A 24,171-nucleotide genomic window follows, 5' to 3' on the forward strand; every position below is an offset into this window, starting at 1 on the left:
CGTTTCCTCGTCGCCGGCGCCGGCGCGAGCCTGATCGGCACCGCCCGGACGGCGCCGGCGGCGGGGCATCGCTCGACCGGTTGCGGCTCGCGCTGCTGGGCTGCCAGGATTTCGAAACCGGCTTCTTCACCGCCTATGCGCACGTCGCCCGCGAGCCCGATCTCGACGTTATATTCCACTACGGCGACTACATCTACGAAATGGCGGCACGTGCGGAGCTCAGTCCGCGCAAGCATCTCGGCGCCGAGACCTATACGCTGGACGCCTATCGCCGCCGCTACGCCCAGTACAAGGCCGATCCCGATCTCCAGGCGGCGCATGCCGCGGTCGCCTTCATCATGTCGTTCGACGATCACGAGATCGACGATAATTGGGCGGGAGACTTCGACAAGGACGGCAACCCGCCTGGGATCTTCGCGCACCGCAAGGCGGCGGCGCTGCAAGCCTGGTACGAGCATGTGCCCGTCCGTCGCGCACAGCGGCCCGGCGCGAACGGCACGCACGCCTATCGCCGGCTCGATTACGGCACGCTCGCACGGATGCATGTTCTCGACACGCGCTCGTTCCGCAGCGATCAGCTCTGCGAGCGTCCCGGTCTGCCGCGCGCGCAGCTCGACGCGTGCGTTCCCGTCGACCGGCCGGAGCGGACGATGCTGGGGGCGGCACAGGAACGCTGGCTCGACCAAGGGCTCGCCAACCGCGCCCGCTGGAACTTCATCGCGCAGCAGGTGATGGTCATGCCCTATGACGCCCGCAAGGACGGCGCCACGACGCCCCTTATCGGCAAGGACAATTGGAACGGCTACCCGCTGTCGCGCCAGCGGCTCGTCGACGGTATCGTGCGGCGGGGCTGACCAATGTCGTGATCGGCAGCGGCGATCTTCACCAGAACGTCATCGGATCGGTGCCGCGGGCTGCGGAAGACGTCGGCGGCCCCGCGATTGCCACGGAGTTTCTGGCGACCTCGATCTCCTCGGGCGGCACCGGCGGGCTGCACTATCCGGGCGAAAACCGCACGCTGAACAACAATCCCAACGTCGCCCTCCTAAACAACCAGCGCGGCTACCAGCTATTCACCGTGACGCCGGATCGCTGGCTCGCCGAGGTGAAGGTGATGGACCAGGTTGATCGGCCCGGCGGGTCGATCTCCACGCTGGCGAAATTCGCCGTGGATCCCAAACAGCCCGGCCCGCAGCCGGCCTGAAGAGCTGATCTGCCCGGCTGCGCCACCGCGGACGTGGTTCCGCCGTGGTGAGGGTAGGATATTGCTACCGCTGATCGGCAAGCGCGGCTGACCCTCGTCCTGGCGCTTACCCCGCGGTGGCTTGGCGCCCCTCGACGACGATCGTGCTCGCTGCGTTTTGGGTGGGAACGGCGATCGTCGACGAACCGGTCGCGCTATCCTGCATCACCGCGACGCGCTTGCCCTTCACCGTCGCCGCGCCGGTGCCGGTCCAGTCGTGGACGGTGACGGCGATCGATTTCCACCAGGGCTTGAAGCTGCCCTCGGGCTTGGCGAAGTCGATCGACAGGCCGGTCGGCGTTATCGTGCAGCGCACCGTCTGACGGAAATAACCGTGGCGGGTGTACGCGAGCGTACGGCCGTCGTCCTCGTAGAGCGTGCCCATGCAGTCCGTGCCGGGATAGACGTCGAGGCGCAGCGGGCCGTTGGGGGTTTCGCTCGTGCTCTGGACCAAAGGCTGGCGGGGCAGGATCGTGCCGGCACGGACGAACACCGGCAGATGGTCGAGGCGCGGGGTTTCGGTCACGCGGTCTCCGAGCGTGCGCGCGGTCGGTACGGCCTGCGTCGCCGACTGGATCGGGCCGGCGGCGGCGGGCTCGGGCGTGCCGACGCGCTGTCCGGTCCAATAATCGTACCAGCCGCCCGCGGGGAGGCAGACGTCGTAGACCTGCGGCGACTCTGGCTTGGGCGGCGGCGCGATCAGCAGCGACTTGCCGAGCGTGAACGCCATCGACTGGTCGCACGATGCCGTCGCGGCGGCCGGGTAATCGTAGAACACCGGACGCATGATCGGATCGCCGAACCGGGCGTTCTGGTCGGCAAGCGCGTAGAAATACGGCATCAGGCGATAGCGCTCCTCGATGAAGCGGCGGCGGATCCCGAGGTGGTCGGGACCGTCGACCCACGGCTCGACCCGCGGCGTGCCGGTCGCCGAATGGTTGCGGAACACCGGCGTGAACGCACCGATCTCGGTCCAGCGGGTGAGCAGATCGGGGCTCGGGCCGCCCGCGAACCCGCTGACGTCTGCGGCGCTATAGCCGAATCCCGACAGGCCGAGGTTGATGATCTGCTGCACCGACAGCTTCAGATGATCCCAGGTCGCGCTGTTGTCGCCGGTCCAGGTGACCGCATAACGCTGCCCGCCAGCATAGCTCGCGCGCGTCATCACGAACGGGCGCTCGTCGGGGCGCAGCTTGAGTAGACCGTCGAACGTCGCACGCGTGTTGAGCATGCCGTAGACGTTGTGCGCCTCGCGGTGATCGGTGATGCGCGCCGCGAAATCGTCGCTGTCGATGCGGTGGCGGGTGTCGAGCGGCATCGTCTTGGTCGGCGTCTCGAAGATCGCTGGCTCGTTCATGTCGTTCCAGAACCCCGCGATCCCGGCGTCGAGAAAGCCCTTGTATTGCTCGCCCCACCAGGTCCGCGCGGCGGTCTTGGTGAAATCCGGGAACATCGACGGCCCCGGCCAGACCGGCGCGACATAGGGGCTGCCATCGGCGTTCTTGATGAATGCGTCGGCCTTCATCCCGCTCTGGTACGGCGCATAGCCCTGCTCGACCGCGGCGATGTGGAGATCGGTGATCGCGACCAGCTTGATCCCGTCCGCCTTCATCTCGGTGGCGAGCTTGGGGAGGTCCGGGAAGGTCTTGGCGTCGGTGGTGAAGGGGCGGTTGCGATCCTGATAGCCGATGTCGAGCCAGATGACGTCGGTCGGTACGCGGTCGCTGCGCAGGCGCGCGGCGATCTGGCGGACCTCGTCGGCGCTGCCATAGCTGTAGCGCGACTGCTGATAGCCGAGCGCCCATTTCGGCGCGAGCGGGGCGTGGCCGGTCAGGTCGGCATAGCGGCGCGTGACTTCGGCCATCGACGGCCCGGCGATGAAATAATAGTCGATCGGGCCGTCGGGGCCGCCGAACGAGAGCGTCTCGGCATCGCGGTGGCCGAAGTCGAACCAGGTGCGATACGTGTTGTCGAGGAGGATGCCGTAGCTGCCACCTGCGCCGCCGGTGCCGATGAAGAAGGGTATCGATTTGTAGATCGGATCGTCCGCACTGCTGAAGCCGAACGCGTCGGTGTTCCAGTCGACGAAGCCGTGGCCGCGGCGGTCGAGCCCCTGCGTCTTATCGCCGAGGCCGTAGAAATGCTCCGAGATCGGCAGCGTCTTCGAGATCGCGAACGCCTTGCCGTCGGTCGCGACTGGGGCGGCGTCGGCGGAGATGATCTTGCCATCGAGCGTCTCGAAGGTGATCGCGCCGCCTGGACCGACACGCACGCGGACGCTGGCGGTCGCGAAGCCGTCGGGGGCTGCGGTGACGGCGATCTTCTGGTGGCGGATCGCGGCGGGGACGGCCCAGCTCGCATTCTCGGGTAACAAGCCGTTCTTGGCGACGCGAACGCGCACGAGTCCGTCGGTCATCGCGGTGATCCGAGTCACCGTCGTTCCGACCTGGACCTCGACGCCGTCGCGGCTCGGGATCAGCTTGGGCGCTGCGACGACGCTAGTCTGGGCTTGGACGGACGTGCTGCAGATGGCGGCGGTGGCCGCGAGCAGGAGGGCGATGCGTTTCATACGTGATCCTTGTGGTCCGCCAGGTGGCGGAGGCGAGAGGCGTGCGACCCGAAATTCGATGCACAACGGGTCAGGAAATCGTCGATCTTCGGCAGGTCGATGGAATCGATATCTCCGCCGGGCGGGGTGAGCCGCGCGGCATCTGGGAAGGTGCCGTAGCCGGCGAACAGGCAGTGCCAGCTGATCGCGGAATAATAACGGCCGAGCCCGGCACGATCGATCGCTGCGACCATGTCGGCGCCGGTGAACCAGGTGGACATCAACATCTTGAGGTCGTCGGACAGGGCTTCGACTCCGCGTGCTTCCGCCCAATAGCCGGTCGGATCGTCGTGGCGCTGGTTCAGCCGGTAATGCGCGACGATGTAATCACGGACGCCGTCGTAGCGCGCGGCGATGCGCGTGTTGAACGCCGTGCGGACCGCTTCGGTCGCGCCACCCGCATCTACCCCGTCGAGGAACGCTTCTACCGTGGCGATGACGAGGTGCAGCGCGGTCGCCTCGAGCGGTTCGAGGAAGCCTTGGGCCAGCCCGACGGCCAGTGCGTTGTGCGACCAGCTGTCGCGGACGCGACCGACACGCATCTTGAGGTGGCGCGCTTCGCCGGTGTCGCCGCCGATATGTGCGCGGAGTTCGGCTTCGGCGTGCGCTTCGGTCAGGTGGCGGCTGGAATAGACATAGCCGTTGCCGATGCGGGTGGTCAGCGGGATATGCCATGCCCAGCCCGCCGACAGCGCGGTCGCGCGCGTCTGGCTGGGGATCGCCGCATCGGGGACGTGCGCAGTCGGCATTACCACCGCGCGATCGTTGAACAGTGCGTCGGCGTAGCTGACGAACGGCATTTCGAGCGCGCTGAAGATCGTGCTGCGAAACCCGCTGGCGTCGACGAAGAAATCGCCCGCGATGCGCTCGCCATCGGTATCGATCAGCGCGGCGATATTGCCGTTCGGGGCGCGCTCGACGCTGGCAATCCGGCGCTGAAGGTGGACCACCCCCAGCGTCTCGGTAGCGTGCGCGGCGAGGAAAGCACCGACCTTGTACGCGTCGAAATGATAGCCGTAGCTGACCTCGAACGGGAAGCTTGCGGCAGGCTGCGGCGCGCAGTTCGCGGCGGCGAGGCGGGCGGGGAGCAGGAACTGGTCGGGATGCGCGTCGACATCGCGACCGGTCCGCCTTGCCCGCGCATTGTAGAAGAATTGCGGCGCGGTGTGGCCGTCGAGTGCGGTAGGGAAGGGGTGGAAATAGCGTTCGTACCCGGCGCGGTCGGACCAGCCCTCGAAGCCGATCCCGAGCTTATACGTCGCGTCGCACGCCGGCATCCACCCGGCTTCGGCGATGCCGAGCGTGTCGAAAAAGTGCTTCAACTGCGGGGTCGATCCTTCGCCGACGCCGACGATGCCGATCTCCGGGCTCTCGACCAGCGTGACGCGGACGCCGCGCGCGCTCCAGCGATGTGCGACCAGGCACGCGGTCATCCACCCGGCGGTGCCACCGCCGAGGACGACGATGTGCTGGCCGCGTCCGTCGATCACCGCCGCAGTACCAGCCCGGACAGCGGGGGCAGCTTCGTCGTGTCGGCGCCGTCGATTGCGAACAGCATATCGCCATCGGTCGCGATGCCGGTCGGCCAGCCACGTGCGTCGTCCCCGAGATTGAATACGCAGAGCAGCGTCTCGTCTTGGGACTGCCGCTCGAATGCGATCACCGCATCGTCGCTGTGCACGATCCGCAGGCTCCCAAGCCGCAACGCCGGATGCGCCTTCCGCGCGGCGATCAGCGTCCGAGTCCAGTGCAGCAGCGACGCCGCATCCGCTTCCTGCGCGTCGACCGCGATTGCGCGGTGATCTTCCCCGAACGGCAGCCAAGGCTCGGTGCTGCCGAACCCGAGATCGGGCGCCGCGCCGATCCACGGCATTGGGGTGCGGGCGCCATCTCGGGACAACGTCAACGGCCAGTTCGCGATCGCCTCAGGATCAAGCAGGTCGTCGAAGGCGATGTCGACCTGCGTCAGCCCCAGCTCCTCCCCTGGTACAGGAAGATGTTGCCGCGCAGCGCGACGAGCAGCAGAATCTTCATCCGCGCGAATGCCTCGCGCTGGTCGGGCGTGGTCCAGCGCGAGATCGCGCGTGGCGCGTCGTGGTTCTCGAACGCCCAGCTCGGCCAGCCGAGACCCGGCGTATCGGGCCAGTTGCCGACCGCATCGACGATCAACTCGGGCGTCAACCGATCCGCGTACAGGAAGTCGAAGCCGTACGCGCTGTTGAGCCGGCCATTGCCGCCGGTGAACAGCTTCATCTCGCGGTCGCTGTCGTCACCGCCCACTTCGGCGACGGTGAACCCGGCGCCATATTCGTCGAGCAGCGCACGGATCCGCTCGATGAAGCCGACGATGTCCGGATGGCTCTGGTTGTGCAGCTTCATCTGGAAATCAAACGACCGCGTCCTTGCGCGATTGGTCGCGGGCGCGGGCGGATTGTCGGTCAGCGCCGGGTCGTGCATCGCGAAGTTGATCGCATCGAGGCGGAAGCCATCGACGCCGCGATCCAGCCAGAACCGCGCGGTCGCGATCAGCTCGTCCTGCACCGCGGGGTTATGCCCGTTGAGCTGCGGTTGATCCTTCAGGAAATTGTGCATGTAATATTGGCCGCGTCGCGCGTCCCAGGTCCAGGCCGGGCCGCCGAACACCGACTGCCAGTTCGACGGCGGCGTGCCGTCGGGCTTCGCATCCGCCCAGACATACCAGTCCGCCTTGTCCCCGCTGCGCGATGCGCGGCTTTGGCGGAACCAGTCATGCTCCTCCGACGTGTGCGAATAGACCTGGTCGATGATGATCTTCAGGCCGAGCGCATGCGCGCGCGCGATCAACGCGTCGAAATCGGCGAGCGTGCCGAAGATCGGATCGACGTCGCGGTAATCCGACACGTCGTAGCCGAAGTCCGCCATTGGCGAGGTGAAGAACGGCGACAGCCACACCGCATCCACGCCGAGGCTGGCGACATAATCGAGATGCGCGGTGATACCGGGTAGGTCGCCGATCCCGTCGTCGTTCGAGTCCGCGAAACTCCGTGGGTAGATCTGGTAGATCGTCGCACCCTTCCACCACGGGTGGTCGGCAGCGGACTCAGGCAATCGTGCAGGCATCAACGAGTCTCCGCGGCGCAGACGGCATAGCCGAACGCGGGCAGGGTGAGTGTGACACTGCCGGGGGCGGCAGCGCGAGCCGCACATTTGCCGACGAGCGTAGCGAAGCGCGTGGAGCCGATCTCGACCTGCACCGCCTGCGTCAGCGGCTTGGCGGAGGTGTTGAACGCCATCAGGATTTCCGCACCCGTCGTCGGATCGAAGCGCGACACGGCTAGCAGGCCCGGTGTCTCGCTGCGGCTGCGGATGACCGTTCGGCCACGCGAGAGTGCGGGATGCGAGACGCGCACCTTCGCCAGCTCCGCGATCTGGCGGAACAGCGGATTGGTCTCGCCGAAGCTCTCGGTCGCCGTCGTCTTGGTCGTGCCGAGCAGGCGGTTGTCGTTGTAGATCGCGACCTTCGACGCGAACATGTCCTCGCGCGAGTCCTGATCATTACCGTCGCCGACGAAGCCCTGTTCGTCGCCCGAATAGATCGTCGGTACGCCACGCAACGTCAGCAGCATCGCGTTCGACAGCAGGACGCGCTGCAGCACTTCCTCGTCGGATGCCTGGGGGAACGCCTTCCGCACGTAGGTGGCGAAGCGGCCGTCGTCGTGGTTGCCGGTGAAGGTCGGCAGGATCGCTGCGGTATCGACGCCCTTCGCATACAGCACGTCGCCGTCGAACAAGGCCTCGAACGCGTCGGTGCCGCGCGTGCCGGCGACGGTTTCAACCACCGCCTGGCGGAACGCGAAGTCGAGCACTGCGGGCAGCTTGTCGACGATCGTATGCTGCGCGAGCACGGCGGGGCGGACCTCGTGATCGGAGACTTCACCGAAGATGTGGAAGTTCGGGATGCCGTTCGCCTGTGCGCGCGTCAGCATCGCCGGCACGAACTGCGCCCAAAATTCAGGGTTCACGTGGCGCGCGGTGTCGATGCGGAAGCCGTCGACCTTGAACCGGTCGATCCACGATCCGAAGATGTCGATCATACCGCTCACGACGCGCGGGTTCTCCGTCATCACGTCGTCGAGCCCCGAGAAATCGCCCATCGTCGAGCTCTCGTTCATGAAAGTCGTGTCGCCGCGATTATGGTAATAGATCGGGTCGTTGAGCCACGCCGGCACCTTCACGTTACGCTCGGCGGCGGGCACGTACGGCGTGTAGGCATAGGTGGTGTCGGTCAGCTTGGCGAAGTTCGCCGCGGTCCGCACGTCGTCGCCGGCGAACCCGCCATTGATCGCCTTGCCGCCGACGCCGCCCTTGCGCTGGTACGGATAGGTCGCGCGGGCGCGGTACGGGCAGGGCATGCCGACCGCGCATTCGCGGTACTGGATCACGTCGGCGGTGTGGTTGATGATGATGTCCATATACACCTTCATCCCGCGCGCGTGCGCCGCATCGACGAAGGCGGTCATGTCGGCATTGGTGCCGAGATGCGGATCGACCTGCGTGAAGTCGGTGATCCAATAGCCATGATAGCCGGCGGACTCGTGGCCCGGCGAACCCTGCACCGCCTTGTTCTTGAAGATCGGCCCGAGCCAGATCGCGGTCGCGCCGAGATGCTGGATGTAATCCAAGCGCTTGGTCAGGCCCTTCAGATCGCCGCCGTGATAGAAGCCCTTGGCGGTCGGATCGTAGCCGGTCTTGAGGCGATCGCCAGCGATCCCGCCGCGATCGTTCAACGGGTCGGCATTCTCGAACCGGTCGGGCAGGACGAAATAGATCACCTCGTCCTGCGGCGCACGCGCGCGGTAGTCGGCGGGCGGCACGGCGGCCGCGCCGGACAGCGCGAGCAGGATGGCGGCGGCGATGCTCATGCGCCGAGTCCTGCGGATGCCGCGCAGTGCTGCGCGACGAATGCGGCGTGATCCTGCATCTGCGCCACTTCGCGCGCGTTGAGCTTGTCGATCGTGTCCATGAATTCCCCCAGGTCGTTCGTCGATATCGCGTCCGCCAATGGATGGTGGCCCGCCGGTATGATGCCTTGTCCCGCCAGCACCTGAAGCCAGCCGACTTCGGTGAACAGCTCCTCATGCTCGCGGACGATGTGCCCGTTGCCGCGCCACAATTCGATCTTCGCGGCGAGGGTGTCGGGGACGGCCATGTCGCGGCACTGGCGCCAGAACGGCGTGTCGTCGCGCTCCGTCGCCTTGTAGTGGAGGATGATGAAGTCGCGGATGCGCTCGTATTCGAAGTCGCTCTGCCGGTTGAACTCGGTGCGATCGGCCTCGGCGATGACGCGACCGGGCAACAGCTTCAACAGTCGCGAGATCGCAGACTGGATCAGGTGGATGCTGGTGGATTCGAGCGGTTCCATGAACCCCGCTGCCAGCCCGAGCGCGACGACGTTGCGGTTCCACATCCGCTTGCGGCGGCCGGTGCGGAACGTGATCGTCCGCGGATCGGCCATCGCCGGTGTATCGAGTCCGGCCAACAACGTCGCGGTCGCCTCGTCCTCGCTCATGTGAGCACTAGAGAAGACGACGCCGTTGCCCGTCCGGTGCTGCAACGGGATCCGCCACTGCCAGCCGGCGGCATGCGCGGTCGAGCGGGTGTACGGCGTGAACACCTCGCTCCGCTTCGACGGCACCGCGATGGCACGGTCGCACGGCAGCCAGTGCGTCCAGTCCTCGTATCCGGTGCCGAGCGCCTCCTCGATCAGCAGCCCGCGAAAGCCGGTGCAGTCGATATAAAGGTCGGCGGCGACGGTCGTGCCGTTCTCCAGAACCAGGCCGGAGACGTCCCCGTTATCGCCGTCGCGCGTGACACGGACGATCTTGCCCTCGATCCGGTTGACGCCGCGCGTCTCGGAATAGCGTCGCAGGTAACGTGCGTAGAGCCCCGCATCGAAATGATAGGCGTACGGCATCGACGGCAGCGTCCGAGCGGTACGGGCAGGCCCCCGCTGCATCCGCTCGGCAAGCGCCGCATGCGTGTTGAGCGAATAGGCACCGAGATCGCCAGCGAGCCCGAGCGACCGCGCGCGGAGCCAATATTGGTGGAACGGTAGCAACCCGACGTCGCGCCCGACATCGCCGAACGCGTGCATGTAGCGATGGCCCGGCTTGAACCAGTCGACGAACTCGATGCCGAGCTTGAACGTGCCGCCGGTCGCGCGGAGAAACGCATCCTCGTCCAGCCCGAGCGCATCGTTGAACAGATGGATCTGCGGGATCGTCGCTTCGCCGACGCCGACCGTGCCGATGTCGTCGGACTCTATCAGGTCGATCTCGTACCCCGTCTCCAGGAACCGCGCGAAGGTGGCCGCCGCCATCCAGCCGGCGGTACCGCCACCGGCGATCACGATACGCAAAGGGTGATTGGCCATCGTCCGCGTCCCCGCTTGAAACCGTCAGGTGCCGCCGTCGCGGGCAAAATGCGGGGTGGCCTGAACCGCCCCGCCATCGACATCGGAACTTGCCCGTTAGAACTTGTACGTGATGCCGACATAGTAATCACGACCATAGCGCTGGTAGTCGATCACCTGGCGCGGGTCGTCGTTCTGGTAGGTCACGAACGGCCGGTCGGTCAGGTTCTTCGCCTGCGCCAAAATCGCGAAATTGCGCAGAGGGCCGGACTGGAACTCATAGCCGATCTGCGCATCCAGGATCGCCTCGGCCTTTGCGGTGCGATAGGTCGGGTTGGCCGAAAGACCTGCGACCTCGGCGAGGAAGCTTGAGCGATAGCGATAGTTCGCACGCGCCTGGAAGCCCCATTTCTCGAAGTAGATCGTGCCGCTGCCGGTCCATTTGGACAGGCCGGGCAGGGTGATCGCCTCGGTCGGATTGCTGCCGTACTTGATCGTCGACTGCGTGTAGTTGCCGCTGGCGAACATGCCGAACCCGTCGAGTGCGGACGTGATCGCCTTGAACGGCAGCGACAGGGTTGCCTCGACGCCGAGCACTTCGCCGCGACCGGTATTGTCGGGCAAAGAGACGTTACCGATCGTCTGGCCCGCCGCGATCACCTGCGCCTGCTGCGCCGCGGTCAGGAGGGAGCAGCGCCGAGAAGTCGTAGGGCAGCGAATTGTTCGGATCGACGAAGTCGGTCAGGTGCTTGAAGTAGCTCGACAGCGCGACATAGCCGCCACCGCTGAAATACTTCTCGAACGACAGGTCGATGTTGGTCGACTGATACGGCTTCAGGTTGACGTTGCCGCCGGTCGAGGTGAACACCGGGAACAGACCAGCGGGCGTCTGGCCGATATTGGTCAGATTGATCGCGACGTCCTGTGTGACGCGCTCCTGATCGAGGCGCGGACGGACCATCGTCTGCGATGCGCCGACCTTGACGAAGCCCAGCGGGATCAGTTCGACCGACATCGTCGCGGACGGCAGGAAGTTGGTGTATTTCACCGACTCCTTCACCGGTGCGATCGTCACCGCGCCGCCGACGACGCTGGCGATCTGCCCGGTCGAGCTCTGGTCCGAATGCACAACCTGCGCGCCGATCGAGCCCTTGAGCGGCTTATCGCCGACCAGACCGTCGAGCGTGACCTTGGCGTAGCCGGTCCAAACCTTTTCGAGCACGACGTTGTCGCGCACCAGCGCGGACGGCCGGCCGTCGAACGCCGACTGCAGCGTGGTGTTGTAGAGATAGAGCGGATCGAGCGTCAGCATCTGCGGGATGCCGAGATAGTCGAGCGCGACATTGGTCCCGAGCTGCGACTCGCTGGGAACGTCGCTGCTGAGCGGCGAGCCGCTCGACACGGTGCAGCCCACGCCGCCGCCCGGCGGGCACAGGAAATAGGACGTGTAGGCGCTGGTCTTCTTGCGCTGGCTGTAGTTGCCGCCGGCTTCCCAGCCTTTGACGACGCTGTCCGAGAATTCGCCGTTGAGGCTCGCGCGCAGCGACTTCAGATCGTCCTTGAAGCTCGGCCGGTTGAGGAAGCCGGTCTGGACGACCTGCTGCGTGCCGTTGTTGCCCCACCCTTGCGGGTCGGTCAGCTTGAAGACGTTGGTATCGGTGTAATCCAGCGTCGGCGAGAAGGTGTAGGTGCCGTTGCCGTTCTGCTTGACCGTGACGGTGTCGGCCGCGCCGCTCTTGGCGAAGCCGGTGCCGGTGTTGGTCTCGAGCAGGAAGTCGGTGCGATCCGCATGGCTCCAGCTCGCGTCGACGTTCAGGTGGATCGTGTCGGTCAGCTTGAGATCGTTGTTCCAGCCGAACGAGTAATTGTCCGCTTTGCGCTGGTTATAATCGTTGCGCTGCACGCCGAAGACGTTGCCGAACGTCGCGTCGGTGACGAAACCGTCGCTGCTCGTCACGCCCGAAACCGTCGTGCCGCCGGCCGTGCCGGCGCTGGCCAGCTGCCCGGCAAGCGGGAATTCGATGCCGCGCAGGATCTGCGTTTCCTCGAAATGCGAATACAGCGCGTCGAAGGTCGAATGGAAGCTGTCGGACGGCTGCCACTCGATCGTCGCGACGCCGCCGTAGCGCTTCAGCTCGTTCGACTGGACATAGGGCTTGGCGCCGTTGACCAGAAACGGATCGGCCGCGGTGCCGGTGCCGGTGTAGCCCCAGGCGTTGTAGCGCTCGTTCTGCGACGGCGTCTGCGTCGCCGACACGCCGATCGCGATGCCGAGCGTGTCGTCGGCGAACTTGTCGACATAGGTCGCCGACGCGCGATAGCCGTAGCGTGTGCCGTCGGGATTGAGCTTGTCGATGCCGTTCATCTGGCCGCGTGCGCTGATCGCGACGATCCGGTTGGGCTGGTCGAGCGGACGCAGCATCCGCAGGTCGACCGTGCCGGCGATGCCGGCGGCGATCAGCGAGGCGTCGGCCGACTTGTAGACGTTGACGTTCTTGAAGAATTCCGACGGATATTGATCGAACTCGACGCCGCGATTGTCACCGGTCGTGACCTGTTCGCGGCCGTTGAGCAGCGTGGTCGAGAAATCGGGGCCGAGACCGCGGATCGACAGGCGTTGGTCGCGGCCTTCGAGACGCTGCGCGGTCACGCCGGGCAGGCGCGCGAGCGAGTCCGCGATCGACACGTCGGGCAGCTTGCCGACGTCTTCGGCCGAGATCGAGTCGACGATCAGGACCGACTGGCGCTTGATCTTGGCGGAGGATTCGAGGCCGGCGCGAATGCCGGTCACGACAATATCGTCACCGCCGTCGTCCGCCGGGGTTGCTGCGGCGGCGTCCTGCGGCGCGGTCGGCACGGCGTCGGCCGGCTGCGGCGTGGGCTCTGCTGCGGTCGTGACGGCATCGACCTGCGCGGGCGCGGTCGAATTGGCGTTGGGAACACCGGGGGCAACCTGCGCGAACGCGGCCTGGCCAGGCAGGATCAGCGCGGCGGCGAGCGCGGTGGCGCTGACGCGGAGCGCGAGGTGGCTGTGCGCGGAAACGCCGTTCGTGGCGCGCGCGCGGCACGGTGCAAAATTGCTCATGAATACCCCTTTGGCGGGAATGATCCCGCGCATCCTCAATGACTTGTGTCGGTAGCCTCGACGTCGTGCTTTCGCGTCGATTGTCGCAAGCCGGCTATATTTCGGCAGGGGTCGTTGCAAAAGGGACGGGCATACGTATTCACTGGTTCATGCAGTCCCTGTCTCTTCTCGACCACTTTTGCCCACACAGGCTCCAATGATGGGCCGCCGTCCGACATCGTTCGACATCGCGCAACTGGCTGGCGTGTCGCAGCCGACCGTGTCGCGCGCGCTACGTGGATCGAAGTCGGTCAATCCGCAGACTCGCCAGCGGATCGAGGCGATCGCCCGAAGTCTGCACTATGCCGTCGACAAACATGCGTCGTCGTTGCGGAGCCAATCGGCGAACACGCTGGCGCTGCTGTTCTTCGAGGAACCCGCCGAAGACGATTCCACCATCAACCCGTTCTTCCTGTCGATGCTCGGCTCGATCACGCACGCCTGCGCGCGCGCCGGGTACGATCTGCTGATCTCGTTCCAGCAATTGTCCGGCGACTGGCACGTCGATTACCAGGACAGCCGCAAGGCCGATGGCATCATCCTGCTCGGTTACGGCGATTACGAAGCCTATCGTGCGCGCCTCGATCACCTCACCGAACAGGGGACCAAGGTGGTGCGCTGGGGCGCGGTCGGCACCGGGCCGGCGGGGATAACGGTCGGTTCGGACAACCGCGGCGGGGAGAGGCGGCGACCGCGCACCTAATCGCGCAAGGGCGGCGCCGGATTGCGTTCCTGGGCACGGCTGACGGACGGTATCCCGAACTCGAGGATCGGTATCGGGGATATCGCGACGCGCTGGAGGCGGCGGGCCTCGTGGTGGATGATGCATTGCAGGTCGATGCGATCACCACCGAAGATGCCGGGCAGGAGGCGGTCGCCGAACTCGCACGGCGCGGTGCCGGGTATGACGCGATCTTCGCCGCCAGCGACAGCATCGCGATCGGCGCGATGCGCGCGCTGGCGGCTGCAGGGCAAGCGATCCCGGACGACGTCGCGATCGTCGGCTTCGACGACATCGCCTCAGCGCAACTCACCAACCCGCCGCTGACGACCGTCACGCAGGACGCGCGCCGGGCCGGGGAGGCGCTGGTGCGGGCGCTGCTGGCGAGATTGCGCGGCGATGTGTCCGAAGACGCCCCCTGCCAACCCGACTGGTGATCCGCGCAAGCAGCGGGGCATAGCGCTACGAAAATCCTCCCCCGCCAGGGGGGGGCAGGCGTCAGCCTGACGGAGGGGGCGGCATGATCAACCGCAGTTGCGTAACCTCCCCCTCCGTCACCTTCGGCGCCACCTCCCCTGGCGGGGAGGATCGGTGTACGGGTGGCCGCTCAATCGTCGAACAGGAAGAGATTCAGCGTCAGCCGCCCCGCCAGGGGGTCCGAATTCAGCACCACCTCCGGCGGCAGATACGCGCAGTGCAGCGTATTCCCCGCATAGACGAGCGCACGGTTGAAGCGTGCCGGCTGGACCGCGACGCACTCATAAAGCGGAGTATCGCCAGCGATGTAGGACGCTTCCGGCATGCCATGCGCCTGCACGCCCGCCTCCAGCGCCGTCTTGAACGGATCGAGCCGCGACGCATCGACGCTCTCGAACCCGGTCGATCGCTGCCGATAAAAGGCGGTGCCGCCTTGCTCGCCATGCCCCAGGAACAGCAGCACCGCGATCCGCCGCTGCTCGACGCCATCGAAATGCGGCAGTCGCTGGATCGGTGCCAGATCGGTGGGCGCGGTAGTAACCAGCGAATAATAAGCCTCCGACACCGCCGGCGCCGGATCGAGACCGAAATGCTTCGCCAGCAACGGTGCGATCCGGCGGCGCATCGTCTCGGCCAGGCGAGGCGGTACCTCGGCCCGGACACCGGGATAATGCGGGCCGATCGCGGTCATCCGCAAGCTTGCCGCATCCTCGCGCAGCGCGTCCGGATCGGACCAGAAATCGTCGATCGCGATCAGCGGACGCTGCTCCCGGCCCTGGAGATGCAGCGTGGTTTTCGGCATGTCGGTCATCCCCGCCTTCATGGCGTGCGGGGGCGCGACAGGGCAAGGTATTCGTATGCATGGTTGTTTCGACCGCCGCTTGGCGTCAAGCCGCACCGGCAGGATCGTCGCGCAGACAAGCGACGGCCAAGGGAGAGCCGCGTTTTGACCGAGAAACCAGTCCAGGGCTTTGCCGGCCTGTGGAATATCAGCTTCGGCTTTTTCGGCATCCAGATCGGCTTTGCGCTGCAGAACGCCAATATGAGCCGGATCTTCCAGACGCTCGGCGGATCGCTCGACGATCTCTCCTATCTCTGGGTGGCCGCCCCGCTGACCGGGCTGCTCGTCCAGCCGATCATCGGCCATTACAGCGACCGCACCTGGACCCGCTTCGGCCGCCGCCGCCCCTACTTCTTCGCAGGCGCCGTACTCGCCGCGCTCGCGCTGTTCGTGATGCCCGAGGCGAAGATGCTCTGGCTCGCCGCGCTGACATTGTGGGTGCTCGACGCCTCGATCAACGTGTCGATGGAGCCGTTTCGTGCGTTCGTCGGCGACATGCTGCGGAAGGAACAGCACACCGCCGGCTATGCGCTCCAGACCGCGTTCATCGGCGCCGGCGCAGTGGTCGGATCGATCTTTCCGTTCGTGCTCGCACATCTCGGCGTGTCGGGCGATGCGTTGGCGGGCGTGCCCGATACGGTCCGCTACAGCTTCTGGTTCGGCGGCGCGGCACTGTTGCTCGCCGTCCTGTGGACGGTCGGCAACACGCGCGAGTACAGCCCCGGCCAGATGGCATCGTTCGCCGAGCGCGACGCGGAGGAGGCACTGCCCGCACCGGTCCGCGCGCTCGCCAGTCGCGGCTTTGCGACCAGCATCGCCTGGATCGTCGCCGGCATAGCGGTGATCGTCGCGGTCCCCGAACTCGCGTTGCAGAAGGAAGTGTATCTGCTCGGCGGGTTGCTCGTCGCGTTCGGCGTCGCCAGCCTCGTCGCCATCGTGCTCGCGCGCGGCGGCAACACCGACAACGCGCTGAGCCAGATCGTCGGCGATTTCGGCGACATGCCGGACGTGATGAAACGCCTCGCGCTCGTCCAGTTCTTCAGCTGGTCCGCGCTGTTCATCATGTGGATCTTCAGCACGCCCGTCGTGGCGCAATATATGTACGGATCGAGCGACGCGACGAGTGCCGCATACAATGCCGGCAGCGACTGGGTCGGCGTGCTGTTCGCGGTCTACAACGCGGTCGCGGCGCTGGTCGCCTTGCTGATCCTGCCCCGGCTGGCAAAGCGGATCGGCCGCGTGAAGACGCACATCGCGTGCCTGCTGTGCGGCGCCGCAGGTTTTGCGAGCTTCCTCTTCGTCCGCGATCCGACCCTGCTGATCGTCAGCGAAGTCGGCATCGGTATCGCCTGGGCGTCGATCCTCGCCATGCCCTATGCGATCCTCGCCTCCAGCCTGCCGCAGGCCAAGCTCGGTATCTACATGGGCCTGTTCAACATCTTCATCGTGCTACCTCAGCTGCTGGTCGCGACGCTGATGGGCTCGGTGTTGAAGGCGTTCTTCCCGACCGAGCCGATCTGGACGATGGCCTTCGCCGCGGTCGTCATGGCGCTTGCCGCGCTCGCGATGCTGCGGGTTCCCGAAACCCGGGACGGCGTTGCGTGATGGGGCTGCTCGCCGGGCCTGATCGCACGCGTTCCGACTTTGCCATTTTCGACCAACTGCTGCTATCGGCGGGTGATGCTCAAATCACGGATCAAGCGCCGCACGGTCGAGGGCGCTCACGCGGTCGCCGAACTTGCGGCCATCCACGCATCGATCGCCGCGCTCAACGACGAGGATCTGCTCGATCTCGCGGATATCTTCGCACGCGAGACATCAGGAGCGCTCAAGACGATGGCCGCCGCCGAGATGACCAGGCGCGGCGTGAGCTTGTGAGTGCTCGCCCGATACTCTGCCCGACCGATCACGCCGTGACGGTATGAAACAGCTCGCATCCCGACTGCGCCGCCTCGACGATGCGCTCGCCGATCTTCCGCTTGAAGAACCGATGCTGCTGACCGAGCTGGACGGGTTTCTGACCGGCATATTGGTCAGCCCCGACGCTATCGCGCCGGCCGAATGGTTGCAGAGTGTCTGGGGCTCCGACGACAGCGGCGTCGCGGCATTCGACGACCCGCTCGACGTCCAGTGGTTCGCCGATGCGGTCATGGCACGCCATGCGGAGATCGCGCGCGACCTCGCCCGCGGCAAGCTGCGACCGATCTTCGACGTCGACGAGCGTAACGGCGACGTGTTGTGGGAGCTGTGGATCGACGGGTTCGCCGAGGCGATGGCGTTACGGCCGGACGGCTGGGATGCGGTGGCGAACGGCGATGATCCGGACGCTGCCGCCGCGCTCGAGAGCCTGTCGACGCTGATCGCCATCGCGCGCAACGAAAGCCCGCTCGACAGCATGGAGATCAACGCATTCGAGGATCGCGCGACGACCGATCTGGTCGACGGCGTCCAGCGCCTGCACTTGGCGCGATCGCGGCGCCAGACGGACTCGCCGGCGCAGGCGATCGGCGCGGCATCGGCCAAGATCGGCAGGAACGATCCTTGCCCATGCGGGTCGGGCAAGAAATCCAAACGGTGCTGCGGCTAGCCGCTTCCAGGTTCACCAGGGCGACACTGGCGAAGGCAACCGCTCACAACGGCGGTTTGCCCGTCAGATAAAGCGCGGTCGGCAGGCCGGTTGGCACCGTGGTATCGGGACGCGGTCTGGCCGCCGCTGCTTGCAGCCAATCGGGACCGCCGGGGCGGTGGCGCGTCGAGCCATCCGAGCGGGTCGGCACCTTGCCATAGACCGAAGGTCCGTCCCGGCCTGGCGAACCGCCGCCGAACGTCGCGGCGATGTTGCCATAGGTCGACGGGTCGCGCCCATCCAGGCTGAGGCGGTCGTTCAGGTAGCAGGCAGTCGCCCAGGCGGTATGCGGATCGGGAGTCATCGCGATGATCCGCTTGCCCCAGTACATGCGCAGATTGTTGTGCATCCAGCCGTCGATCAGGAACTGGCGCTGGCAGGCGTTCCACGTCTCGTCCCGGGTTTCGCCACGGAGCAGCGCGTCGAGCGTCTCGATATCGGGGCGCGGATCGGCGGCATGCGCTTCGAGCGTTTCCTGTGCCCATCCCGCGATGCGGTCGTACCGTTCGGGCGCTGTCAGGGCGCGCGCCCGATAGTGGAACCATTCGCGCCACGTCAGCAGTTCGTCGGCGAACTTCTCCTTGCTGGCGGCCGGCGCATCGGCGGCGTCGACCGTCGCCATCACTTCGCGTGGGCCGACCACGCCGAAGTGGAGATAGGGCGAGAGCATGCTGGCGCCGATCGGGTTGGTGGCGTCGTTGCGCGTCGCCGCATAGGTCGGCATCACCGTATCCATCAACCGCTCGAGATGTATCAGCGCGCCCTCGCGACCGGCGCGGAATATCGGGCTGACCGGCACACTGTGATCGATCGCCGCCGCCGCGACGAAGCGGTCGAGGTCGGCATCAGAACACGCATCCAGCCGGTCCGGCGTATATGGCAGCGGTCCGTCATAGGGCGCCACCGTCGGCACGGCATCGGTCGCTTCCAGCCAGTCGCTCCGCACCGGCTGATGGCGACGCCGAAACGCGGTGGTCGAACCAATGCCGTCGCCGAGCACGGCCGGCGGAACGAGGCATGCGGCGTTGGCCGCGAAGACTGCGCGCTCGACGCGCTCCGCGAACCGCTCCGACTGCCATCGTGCGACGAAGGTCGGCTGGTCCTCGACCAGAACGGCAGCGCTGTCGGCCGCGAGGCGGTAGACCAGGCCTTTTTCGCGCGCGTCTGCACGGTCGACGTACTGGACGCAGCCGACCCCGCGCTGTCGACAGTCGCGTGCCAGGTCGCGGCTTGCGCCGAGGATGAAGTGGTGCAGGCGATCGGAGGCGTAAGGATAATCCTCGCGCAGCCCGTGATAGACGAGGACGGGCAGGCCCAGCGCATTGCCGAGCTGGATCGCGGCGTCGATCACCGGATTGTCGCGCGCGCGGAGGGCCTGTTGCAGCCAGCACAGGACATAGCGGCCGTCCGGGCGGACAACTTGGGCGTTCAGCGCCCGAACGCGCGGCGCTTCGGACCAGGAGGATAACGAGTGGGGAAGGGGAGCGGGCATGGCATCTCAACCATCGTTGCGGCCCGCCGATCCCTGGCCGTGTCGATTGCTTCGCGGCGGTCAAACCCGGACTAGCGGTGCTGCGGCAAAACCAGGCGGACAAGCAGCCCCCAGTTCGGGCGAGCGACCGAGCGTGATCGTGCCGCCGTTCAGTTCGACGAGTTCGCGGGTGATCGACAGGCCGAAGCCGTGCCCATCGCCCTGCTCGTCGAGGCGCCGACCGGGAGCATCGCCTGCGCGATCGCGGTATCGCCGAGGCCGGTGCCATCGTCGGCGATCGAGAGCGTGACGAGCGGACCGTCTGCCTCCGCGCCGATCGCGATTGCGCCGCGCGCGTGGCGCCAGGCGTTGTCGAGCAGGTTGCCGATCATCTCGTCGAGGTCCTGTGGGTCGATCGCGACGGCGAGGTCGGCAGGGATGGCGATGTCGAGCGCGATCGGGCGTTCGGCGTGGATGCGGCGCAGCACCGCGACCAGATCGTCGACGGCGGGGGCGATCGGGGTCCGGGTGCGGGCGCCACCGGTCGCGTCGGCGCGGGCACGGCCGAGGTGATGACGAACGCGGCGGTCGATCTGGTCGACCATGTCGCGGACGTCGTTATCGGCCCCTGCTTCGGCGAGCTTCAGCGAGAGCGCGGCGAGCGGAGTCTTCAGGCCATGCGCGAGGTTGGCGACATGCTGGCGGGCGTGGGCGAGCCCGGCGGCGTTCTGATCGATCAGCGCGTTGAGTTCTGTGACCAGCGGTTGCAGCTCGCCGGGTTGGTCGTCGGGAACGTGGCGTTCGGTGCCGGCGCGGACCGCGGCGAGCGACGTGCGGAGATCGCGCAGCGGACGCAGGCCGAACCGGAGTTGCAGCAGCGTCGCCAACGCAAGCCCGACGCCGAGCAGCGCCAGCGAGCCGAGCAACGGGATCATCGCCTCGCGCAGCGGCTCCTCGACGATCCGGCGGGGACCGATCGCGGTGATCGTCACCGTGCCGCGTGGGGTGGTGACGTCCAGGGTGCGCGAGTGGATGCGTTCGCCGCTGCGGTCGCGCGTGTCGCCTGCATGGAGTGCATGATCTTCGCGGCCACCGGGACCGGGAGGACGAGGTAGTCCTTCAGGATCGGGTCGCGGCGCTGGGGGCGCTGCGTCGATCGGCGGCGCCGGCTTGGGAGCGGGGGCGTGATCGGGGGCAGGGGCGGGTTGTGCCGCTATCGAAGCGACCGGCGGGGCCTTCGACCTGCCACGACCAGTCGGATCCGGGCACGCCGAACTCCGGCAGGTCGACCGCGCGGGTCCGATCGAGCGTGGCGTCGGGTCGGACCGCGCGCGCCAGCACCGCGACCTGCGCATCGAGCCGCTCGTCGAGCCCGCGCATGACGAAGCGCTCGAGCACGTTGCCGATCGTGATCCCCGCGAACAGGAGCGCTAGCCCGGTAGACAGGCCTGCGATGACGAGCATCCGCCCGAAGAGCGATCTTGGGATGAGGCGGGGGACTTCTTCATCGCGCTTTGATTTTGGGTGACTTAGTCGGAGCAGGACCCGCGGCCGCACATTTCTGTTCCCCGCGAAGGCGGGGGTCCAGGAGCCAAGAGCGTCTGCGCCTGTAATCCTGGGCCCCCGCGTTCGCGGGGAACACAAGACGTCGGCATCATCACGCCCCGTCCGCCGTCAGCCGATACCCCCGCCCGCGCACAGTCTCGATCATCTGCGCACCGATCTTCCGCCGCAGCCGGCCGATGATCACCTCGATCGAGTTCGAGTCCACGTCCGCATCGCCCTCATAGACCCGCTCGATCAGGTCCGCGCGTTCGATCACCACCTCGCGGCGGAGCATCAGCGCGGACAGGACGCGCCATTCGAACGCGGTGAGCTTCAGCGGCAAACCGTCGAGCTCGAACGTACCGAGTTGCGCATCGAAGGCCAGCGGCCCGCACGTCACGCGCGACGCAGCGTGGCCGGCGGCGCGGCGGACCAGCGCGCGCAGGCGCATCACGACCTCCTCGACGCGGAACGGCTTCACGACATAATCGTCGGCGCCGGCCTTGAAGCCCTCGACCTTTTCCGACCAGCCGTCGCGCGCGGTGAGGATCAGGACGGGGAGGTCGCGACCGGCTGCACGCCAGTCGCGGAGCACGGACAGCCCGTCGCGCTTTGGCAGGCCGAGGTCGAGCACCGCTGCGTCGTACAGTTCGGTCGCGCCGAGATGGCCGCCGTCCTCGCCATTGCTCGCGACGTCGACCGCGAAATGCTCCGCACGCAGGGCCCGTGCCAGCCCGTCGGCGATCGCCGCATCGTCCTCGACCAATAATACCCGCATGCGATCGTCCCTATGCCCGAGACCCCAACGGAATCTGAACGGCTTGGTTCAGCGGGCGTCGGCAGCGCGCGCCTAGACGGTGATTCGTCAACCAACGAGAGGAAAGACGCAAGTGACCGAACATTCCCACAGCGCCCCGAAGAAGGGCTTCAATTTCCGCCGCAACCGCCTCGCGCTCGCCGCGGCCGGACTGCTCGCCGTCGGTGGCGCCGCCGGTGCCGTCACGGTCGCCGCCACGCGCCCGAGCGTGACGATGGCGCCCGCCACGCCGGTCGCGATCCGCTCGCTCCAGGCGAACGGCCAATCGGACAGCATCGTTACGATCCGCGGCGCCGTCGCCGAAATCTACGGCAACAAGTTCGTGATGGCCGACCCGACCGGCCGCGCGCTGGTCGACCTCGGCCGTGAAGGCGAGGACGGCACTCTCGTCACCGCCGGCCAGCCGGTGACGATCCAGGGCCGGTTCGAGAATGGCTTCGTCCATGCCTCGTTCCTCGTCGGTGCAGGCGGCAAGGTGACCGCGCTCGGCCCGATCGGCGGTCCGCCGCCGGGGCCGGGCGGTCCAGGCCGTCCGGGTGGTCCGGGGCATGACGGTCCTGGTGGCCCCGGCGGTCCGGGTGGCCCGGGCGCGCCTCCGCCCCCAGCCGGCATGGCGCCGCCGCCACCGCCGATGACTGCGGGTGCAGCACCAGCACCGGTCGGTGCCCCGGCAGGCGCGACGGCTCCGACGACCGCACCGGCCCCGCAGGCTACGTCAGCGACGTGACTAGGATGGAGCCGGGTAAAACCGGCTCCATTTTCCGTTCCAGGCAGCATCGAAGCCGCGCGGCAAAGACACCGGCATCCCCGCGCAGGTTTCACGATCCTCCCCCGCAAGGGGAGGTGGCAGGCTCTAGCCTGACGGAGGGGAGGTAAGGTGTAACTGCCGTTCCGTGTCCTCCCCTCCGTCACCTTCGGCGCCACCTCCCCTGGCGGGGAGGATTGGTTCAGCGGGCGATCGACGCGACTCTTGGGGCGGCGCTCTGGCGCGATTGCGTAGCGGGCTGGCGGACCCAGTAGCGGCCGGTTACCGCCAGTGGCAGCGCGAGCAGGAGCCCTGCGCCGACGTCCCACACACCGTCGCCGATCAATCCCGCGCCCAACCCCGCGACGGTCGACACGCCCAGCAGGATCGGCAGCGCGAAGATCTGGCGGTTGGTCTTGTGGCTCATGCGATTTCTCCCGCCATCACGACTTCGCGGACGCGCTGGTCGCTCGGACCGCCGCGACGACGCAGCCAAAGATACAGCCCGCTGCCGAGCACGATGATCGTCAGTATGTCGAAGATCGCCCAGACGATCTTCATCGCCAGCCCGCCGTAATTCCCGAAATGCAGCGGCTGCGCGAGCAGCATCGCCTGCATGTACCACGGCATCGGCACGACCGCGTCGAGCCGCCCGGTCGCGGCATCGACGAAGCCCGGCAGCAACAGCTTCGACGTCAGCGGCGTCGCGCCCTTCAGGAACACGGCGTAGTGATGCTGGCTGCTGAAGACGACGCCGGGAAAGGCGATGAACTGCGGCTTCATGTCGGGCGCCTTGCGCTGGACCGCGTCGAGCGCCGCCTGCACCGACGCACGCTGGGGCCCGAGCGGCGTGCGCGCCTCGCTGGCGATGACCTCGGCAAGGCCGTTCGCCTTCCAGATCGCGGTGATCGGCACGACGAAGGTGTTGATCGTACCCGTCACGCCGACGACGCTCGCCCAAACCAAAGTGACGATGCCGAGCAGATTGTGGCGATCCAGCCAACCGAGCCGCTTGCTGCGTCCGCGCCGCAACGTGCCGAAGTCCAGCTTGGCCATGAACGGCGCGTAGAGCACGACGCCCGAGACGATTGCCGCGAAGAACAACAGGCCCATCACGCCGAGGAATATCTCCGCCCAGAAGCCGAGCAGCATGTCGGTATGGAGTTCGAGGATGAACGCCATCACGCCTGGTACATAGGGCGGCATCTTCGCACCGGTGCGCGCATCGAAGGCGTGGAAATGCATCGCCGCGGGTACTGCGTCGGGGGTCGGCCCAGTCGTGACGTAGACGATCGGCCGCTCTTCGTCGAAGCTGATGTAGAGCGGAACCTCTCCGGGAGCGGCCTTAGCCGCCCGCGCGAGAACGGTGTCGAGCGAGAGCGACGGCGTGCCCGCGGGCAGCGTCGCCATCGGCGCGGGCGGGTTGATCCAGCCGTCGATCTCTTCCTCGAAGATCAGTGGCAGGCCGGTCACGCAGAGCATCAGCAGGAACGCCGTACAGATCAGGCTCGTCCATTTGTGGACGAGATACCAGGCCTTGATCGTGCCGCGGGTCATGCGCG

15 protein-coding genes and 4 pseudogenes are annotated in these 24,171 nt (G+C 66.9%); 6 read left to right on the plus strand and 13 right to left on the minus strand.

Annotated elements, in window-relative coordinates:
• The first annotated feature begins 80 nt into the window (after positions 1-80).
• Positions 81-1,204: pseudogene (locus AC0IX7_RS01360) on the plus strand (alkaline phosphatase D family protein).
• Between the two features lie 106 nt (positions 1,205-1,310).
• Here the strand turns inward: AC0IX7_RS01360 and AC0IX7_RS01365 are convergent.
• The 6 genes and pseudogenes from AC0IX7_RS01365 to AC0IX7_RS01390 form a co-directional block, all read right to left on the minus strand.
• The gene (locus tag AC0IX7_RS01365; RefSeq protein ID WP_471810114.1) at positions 1,311-3,812 is read right to left on the minus strand and encodes a glycoside hydrolase family 31 protein; all 2,502 of its coding nucleotides are present in this window, start codon (positions 3,810-3,812) and stop codon (positions 1,311-1,313) included.
• On the minus strand, positions 3,809-5,341 hold the full coding sequence (locus AC0IX7_RS01370; RefSeq protein WP_471810115.1) for a tryptophan halogenase family protein: 1,533 nt from the start codon (positions 5,339-5,341) through the stop codon (positions 3,809-3,811). Before AC0IX7_RS01370 ends, AC0IX7_RS01365 begins: the two co-directional genes overlap by 4 nt.
• A pseudogene (locus AC0IX7_RS01375) lies at positions 5,338-6,950 on the minus strand (alpha-amylase family glycosyl hydrolase). Before AC0IX7_RS01375 ends, AC0IX7_RS01370 begins: the two are co-directional and overlap by 4 nt.
• A complete protein-coding gene (locus AC0IX7_RS01380) occupies positions 6,950-8,752 on the minus strand; it encodes an alpha-amylase family glycosyl hydrolase (protein WP_471810116.1) in 1,803 nt (600 codons plus the stop codon). Before AC0IX7_RS01380 ends, AC0IX7_RS01375 begins: the two are co-directional and overlap by 1 nt.
• Positions 8,749-10,263, minus strand: a complete 1,515-nt coding sequence (locus AC0IX7_RS01385) for a tryptophan halogenase family protein (protein ID WP_471810117.1) — start codon at positions 10,261-10,263, stop codon at positions 8,749-8,751. The genes AC0IX7_RS01380 and AC0IX7_RS01385 overlap by 4 nt, the downstream gene beginning before the upstream one ends.
• 96 nt (positions 10,264-10,359) lie before the next feature.
• A pseudogene (locus tag AC0IX7_RS01390) lies at positions 10,360-13,327 on the minus strand (TonB-dependent receptor).
• 199 nt (positions 13,328-13,526) lie between these two features.
• Here AC0IX7_RS01390 and AC0IX7_RS01395 point away from each other — a divergent pair.
• A pseudogene (locus tag AC0IX7_RS01395) lies at positions 13,527-14,547 on the plus strand (LacI family DNA-binding transcriptional regulator).
• A 147-nt stretch (positions 14,548-14,694) separates the two neighbouring features.
• On the opposite strand, the gene AC0IX7_RS01400 reads toward AC0IX7_RS01395, so the two are convergent.
• Positions 14,695-15,387: a DUF6445 family protein gene (locus AC0IX7_RS01400; RefSeq protein ID WP_471810118.1), complete on the minus strand. Its 693-nt coding sequence runs from the start codon at positions 15,385-15,387 to the stop codon at positions 14,695-14,697.
• A gap of 123 nt (positions 15,388-15,510) precedes the next feature.
• On the opposite strand from AC0IX7_RS01400, the gene AC0IX7_RS01405 reads away from it, so the two are divergent.
• The 3 genes from AC0IX7_RS01405 (at position 15,511) to AC0IX7_RS01415 (ending at position 17,992) form a co-directional block, all read left to right on the plus strand.
• Positions 15,511-17,010, plus strand: coding sequence for an MFS transporter (locus tag AC0IX7_RS01405; protein WP_471810119.1), 1,500 nt, complete (start codon positions 15,511-15,513; stop codon positions 17,008-17,010).
• A 75-nt stretch (positions 17,011-17,085) separates the two neighbouring features.
• On the plus strand, positions 17,086-17,283 hold the full coding sequence (locus tag AC0IX7_RS01410) for a hypothetical protein (protein ID WP_471810120.1): 198 nt from the start codon (positions 17,086-17,088) through the stop codon (positions 17,281-17,283).
• Positions 17,284-17,326: 43 nt separating this feature from the next.
• On the plus strand, positions 17,327-17,992 hold the full coding sequence (locus AC0IX7_RS01415) for a UPF0149 family protein (protein ID WP_471810121.1): 666 nt from the start codon (positions 17,327-17,329) through the stop codon (positions 17,990-17,992).
• 43 nt (positions 17,993-18,035) lie between these two features.
• On the opposite strand, the gene AC0IX7_RS01420 is transcribed toward AC0IX7_RS01415, so the two are convergent.
• From AC0IX7_RS01420 to AC0IX7_RS01435, 4 genes are all read right to left on the minus strand, one after another.
• Positions 18,036-19,523, minus strand: coding sequence for a deoxyribodipyrimidine photo-lyase (locus AC0IX7_RS01420; RefSeq protein WP_471810122.1), 1,488 nt, complete (start codon positions 19,521-19,523; stop codon positions 18,036-18,038).
• A gap of 149 nt (positions 19,524-19,672) precedes the next feature.
• Complete coding sequence (locus AC0IX7_RS01425) at positions 19,673-20,494, minus strand: sensor histidine kinase (RefSeq protein WP_471810123.1); 822 nt, start codon at positions 20,492-20,494, stop codon at positions 19,673-19,675.
• A gap of 127 nt (positions 20,495-20,621) precedes the next feature.
• Entirely contained in the window at positions 20,622-20,966 is a 345-nt protein-coding gene (locus AC0IX7_RS01430; RefSeq protein ID WP_471810124.1) for a hypothetical protein, read from the minus strand.
• A 193-nt stretch (positions 20,967-21,159) separates the two neighbouring features.
• Positions 21,160-21,825, minus strand: a complete 666-nt coding sequence (locus tag AC0IX7_RS01435; protein WP_128453465.1) for a response regulator — start codon at positions 21,823-21,825, stop codon at positions 21,160-21,162.
• A 112-nt stretch (positions 21,826-21,937) separates the two neighbouring features.
• Here AC0IX7_RS01435 and AC0IX7_RS01440 point away from each other — a divergent pair, with 112 nt between their 5' ends.
• Positions 21,938-22,591 carry a hypothetical protein gene (locus AC0IX7_RS01440; protein ID WP_471810125.1) on the plus strand — a complete coding sequence of 218 codons (654 nt, stop codon included), beginning with the start codon at positions 21,938-21,940 and terminating at the stop codon, positions 22,589-22,591.
• 220 nt (positions 22,592-22,811) lie between these two features.
• Here the strand turns inward: AC0IX7_RS01440 and AC0IX7_RS01445 are convergent, their stop codons facing one another.
• Together AC0IX7_RS01445 and AC0IX7_RS01450 are read right to left on the minus strand one after the other, a co-directional pair.
• Positions 22,812-23,036: a hypothetical protein gene (locus AC0IX7_RS01445; protein WP_471810126.1), complete on the minus strand. Its 225-nt coding sequence runs from the start codon at positions 23,034-23,036 to the stop codon at positions 22,812-22,814.
• Positions 23,033-24,166 (minus strand): PepSY-associated TM helix domain-containing protein, encoded by a 1,134-nt coding sequence (locus AC0IX7_RS01450; RefSeq protein WP_471810127.1) that lies wholly within the window; start codon positions 24,164-24,166, stop codon positions 23,033-23,035. Before AC0IX7_RS01450 ends, AC0IX7_RS01445 begins: the two co-directional genes overlap by 4 nt.
• Between the last annotated feature and the right edge of the window lie 5 nt (positions 24,167-24,171).

The sequence above is a fragment of the Sphingomonas sp. AC411 genome (assembly GCF_979253035.1).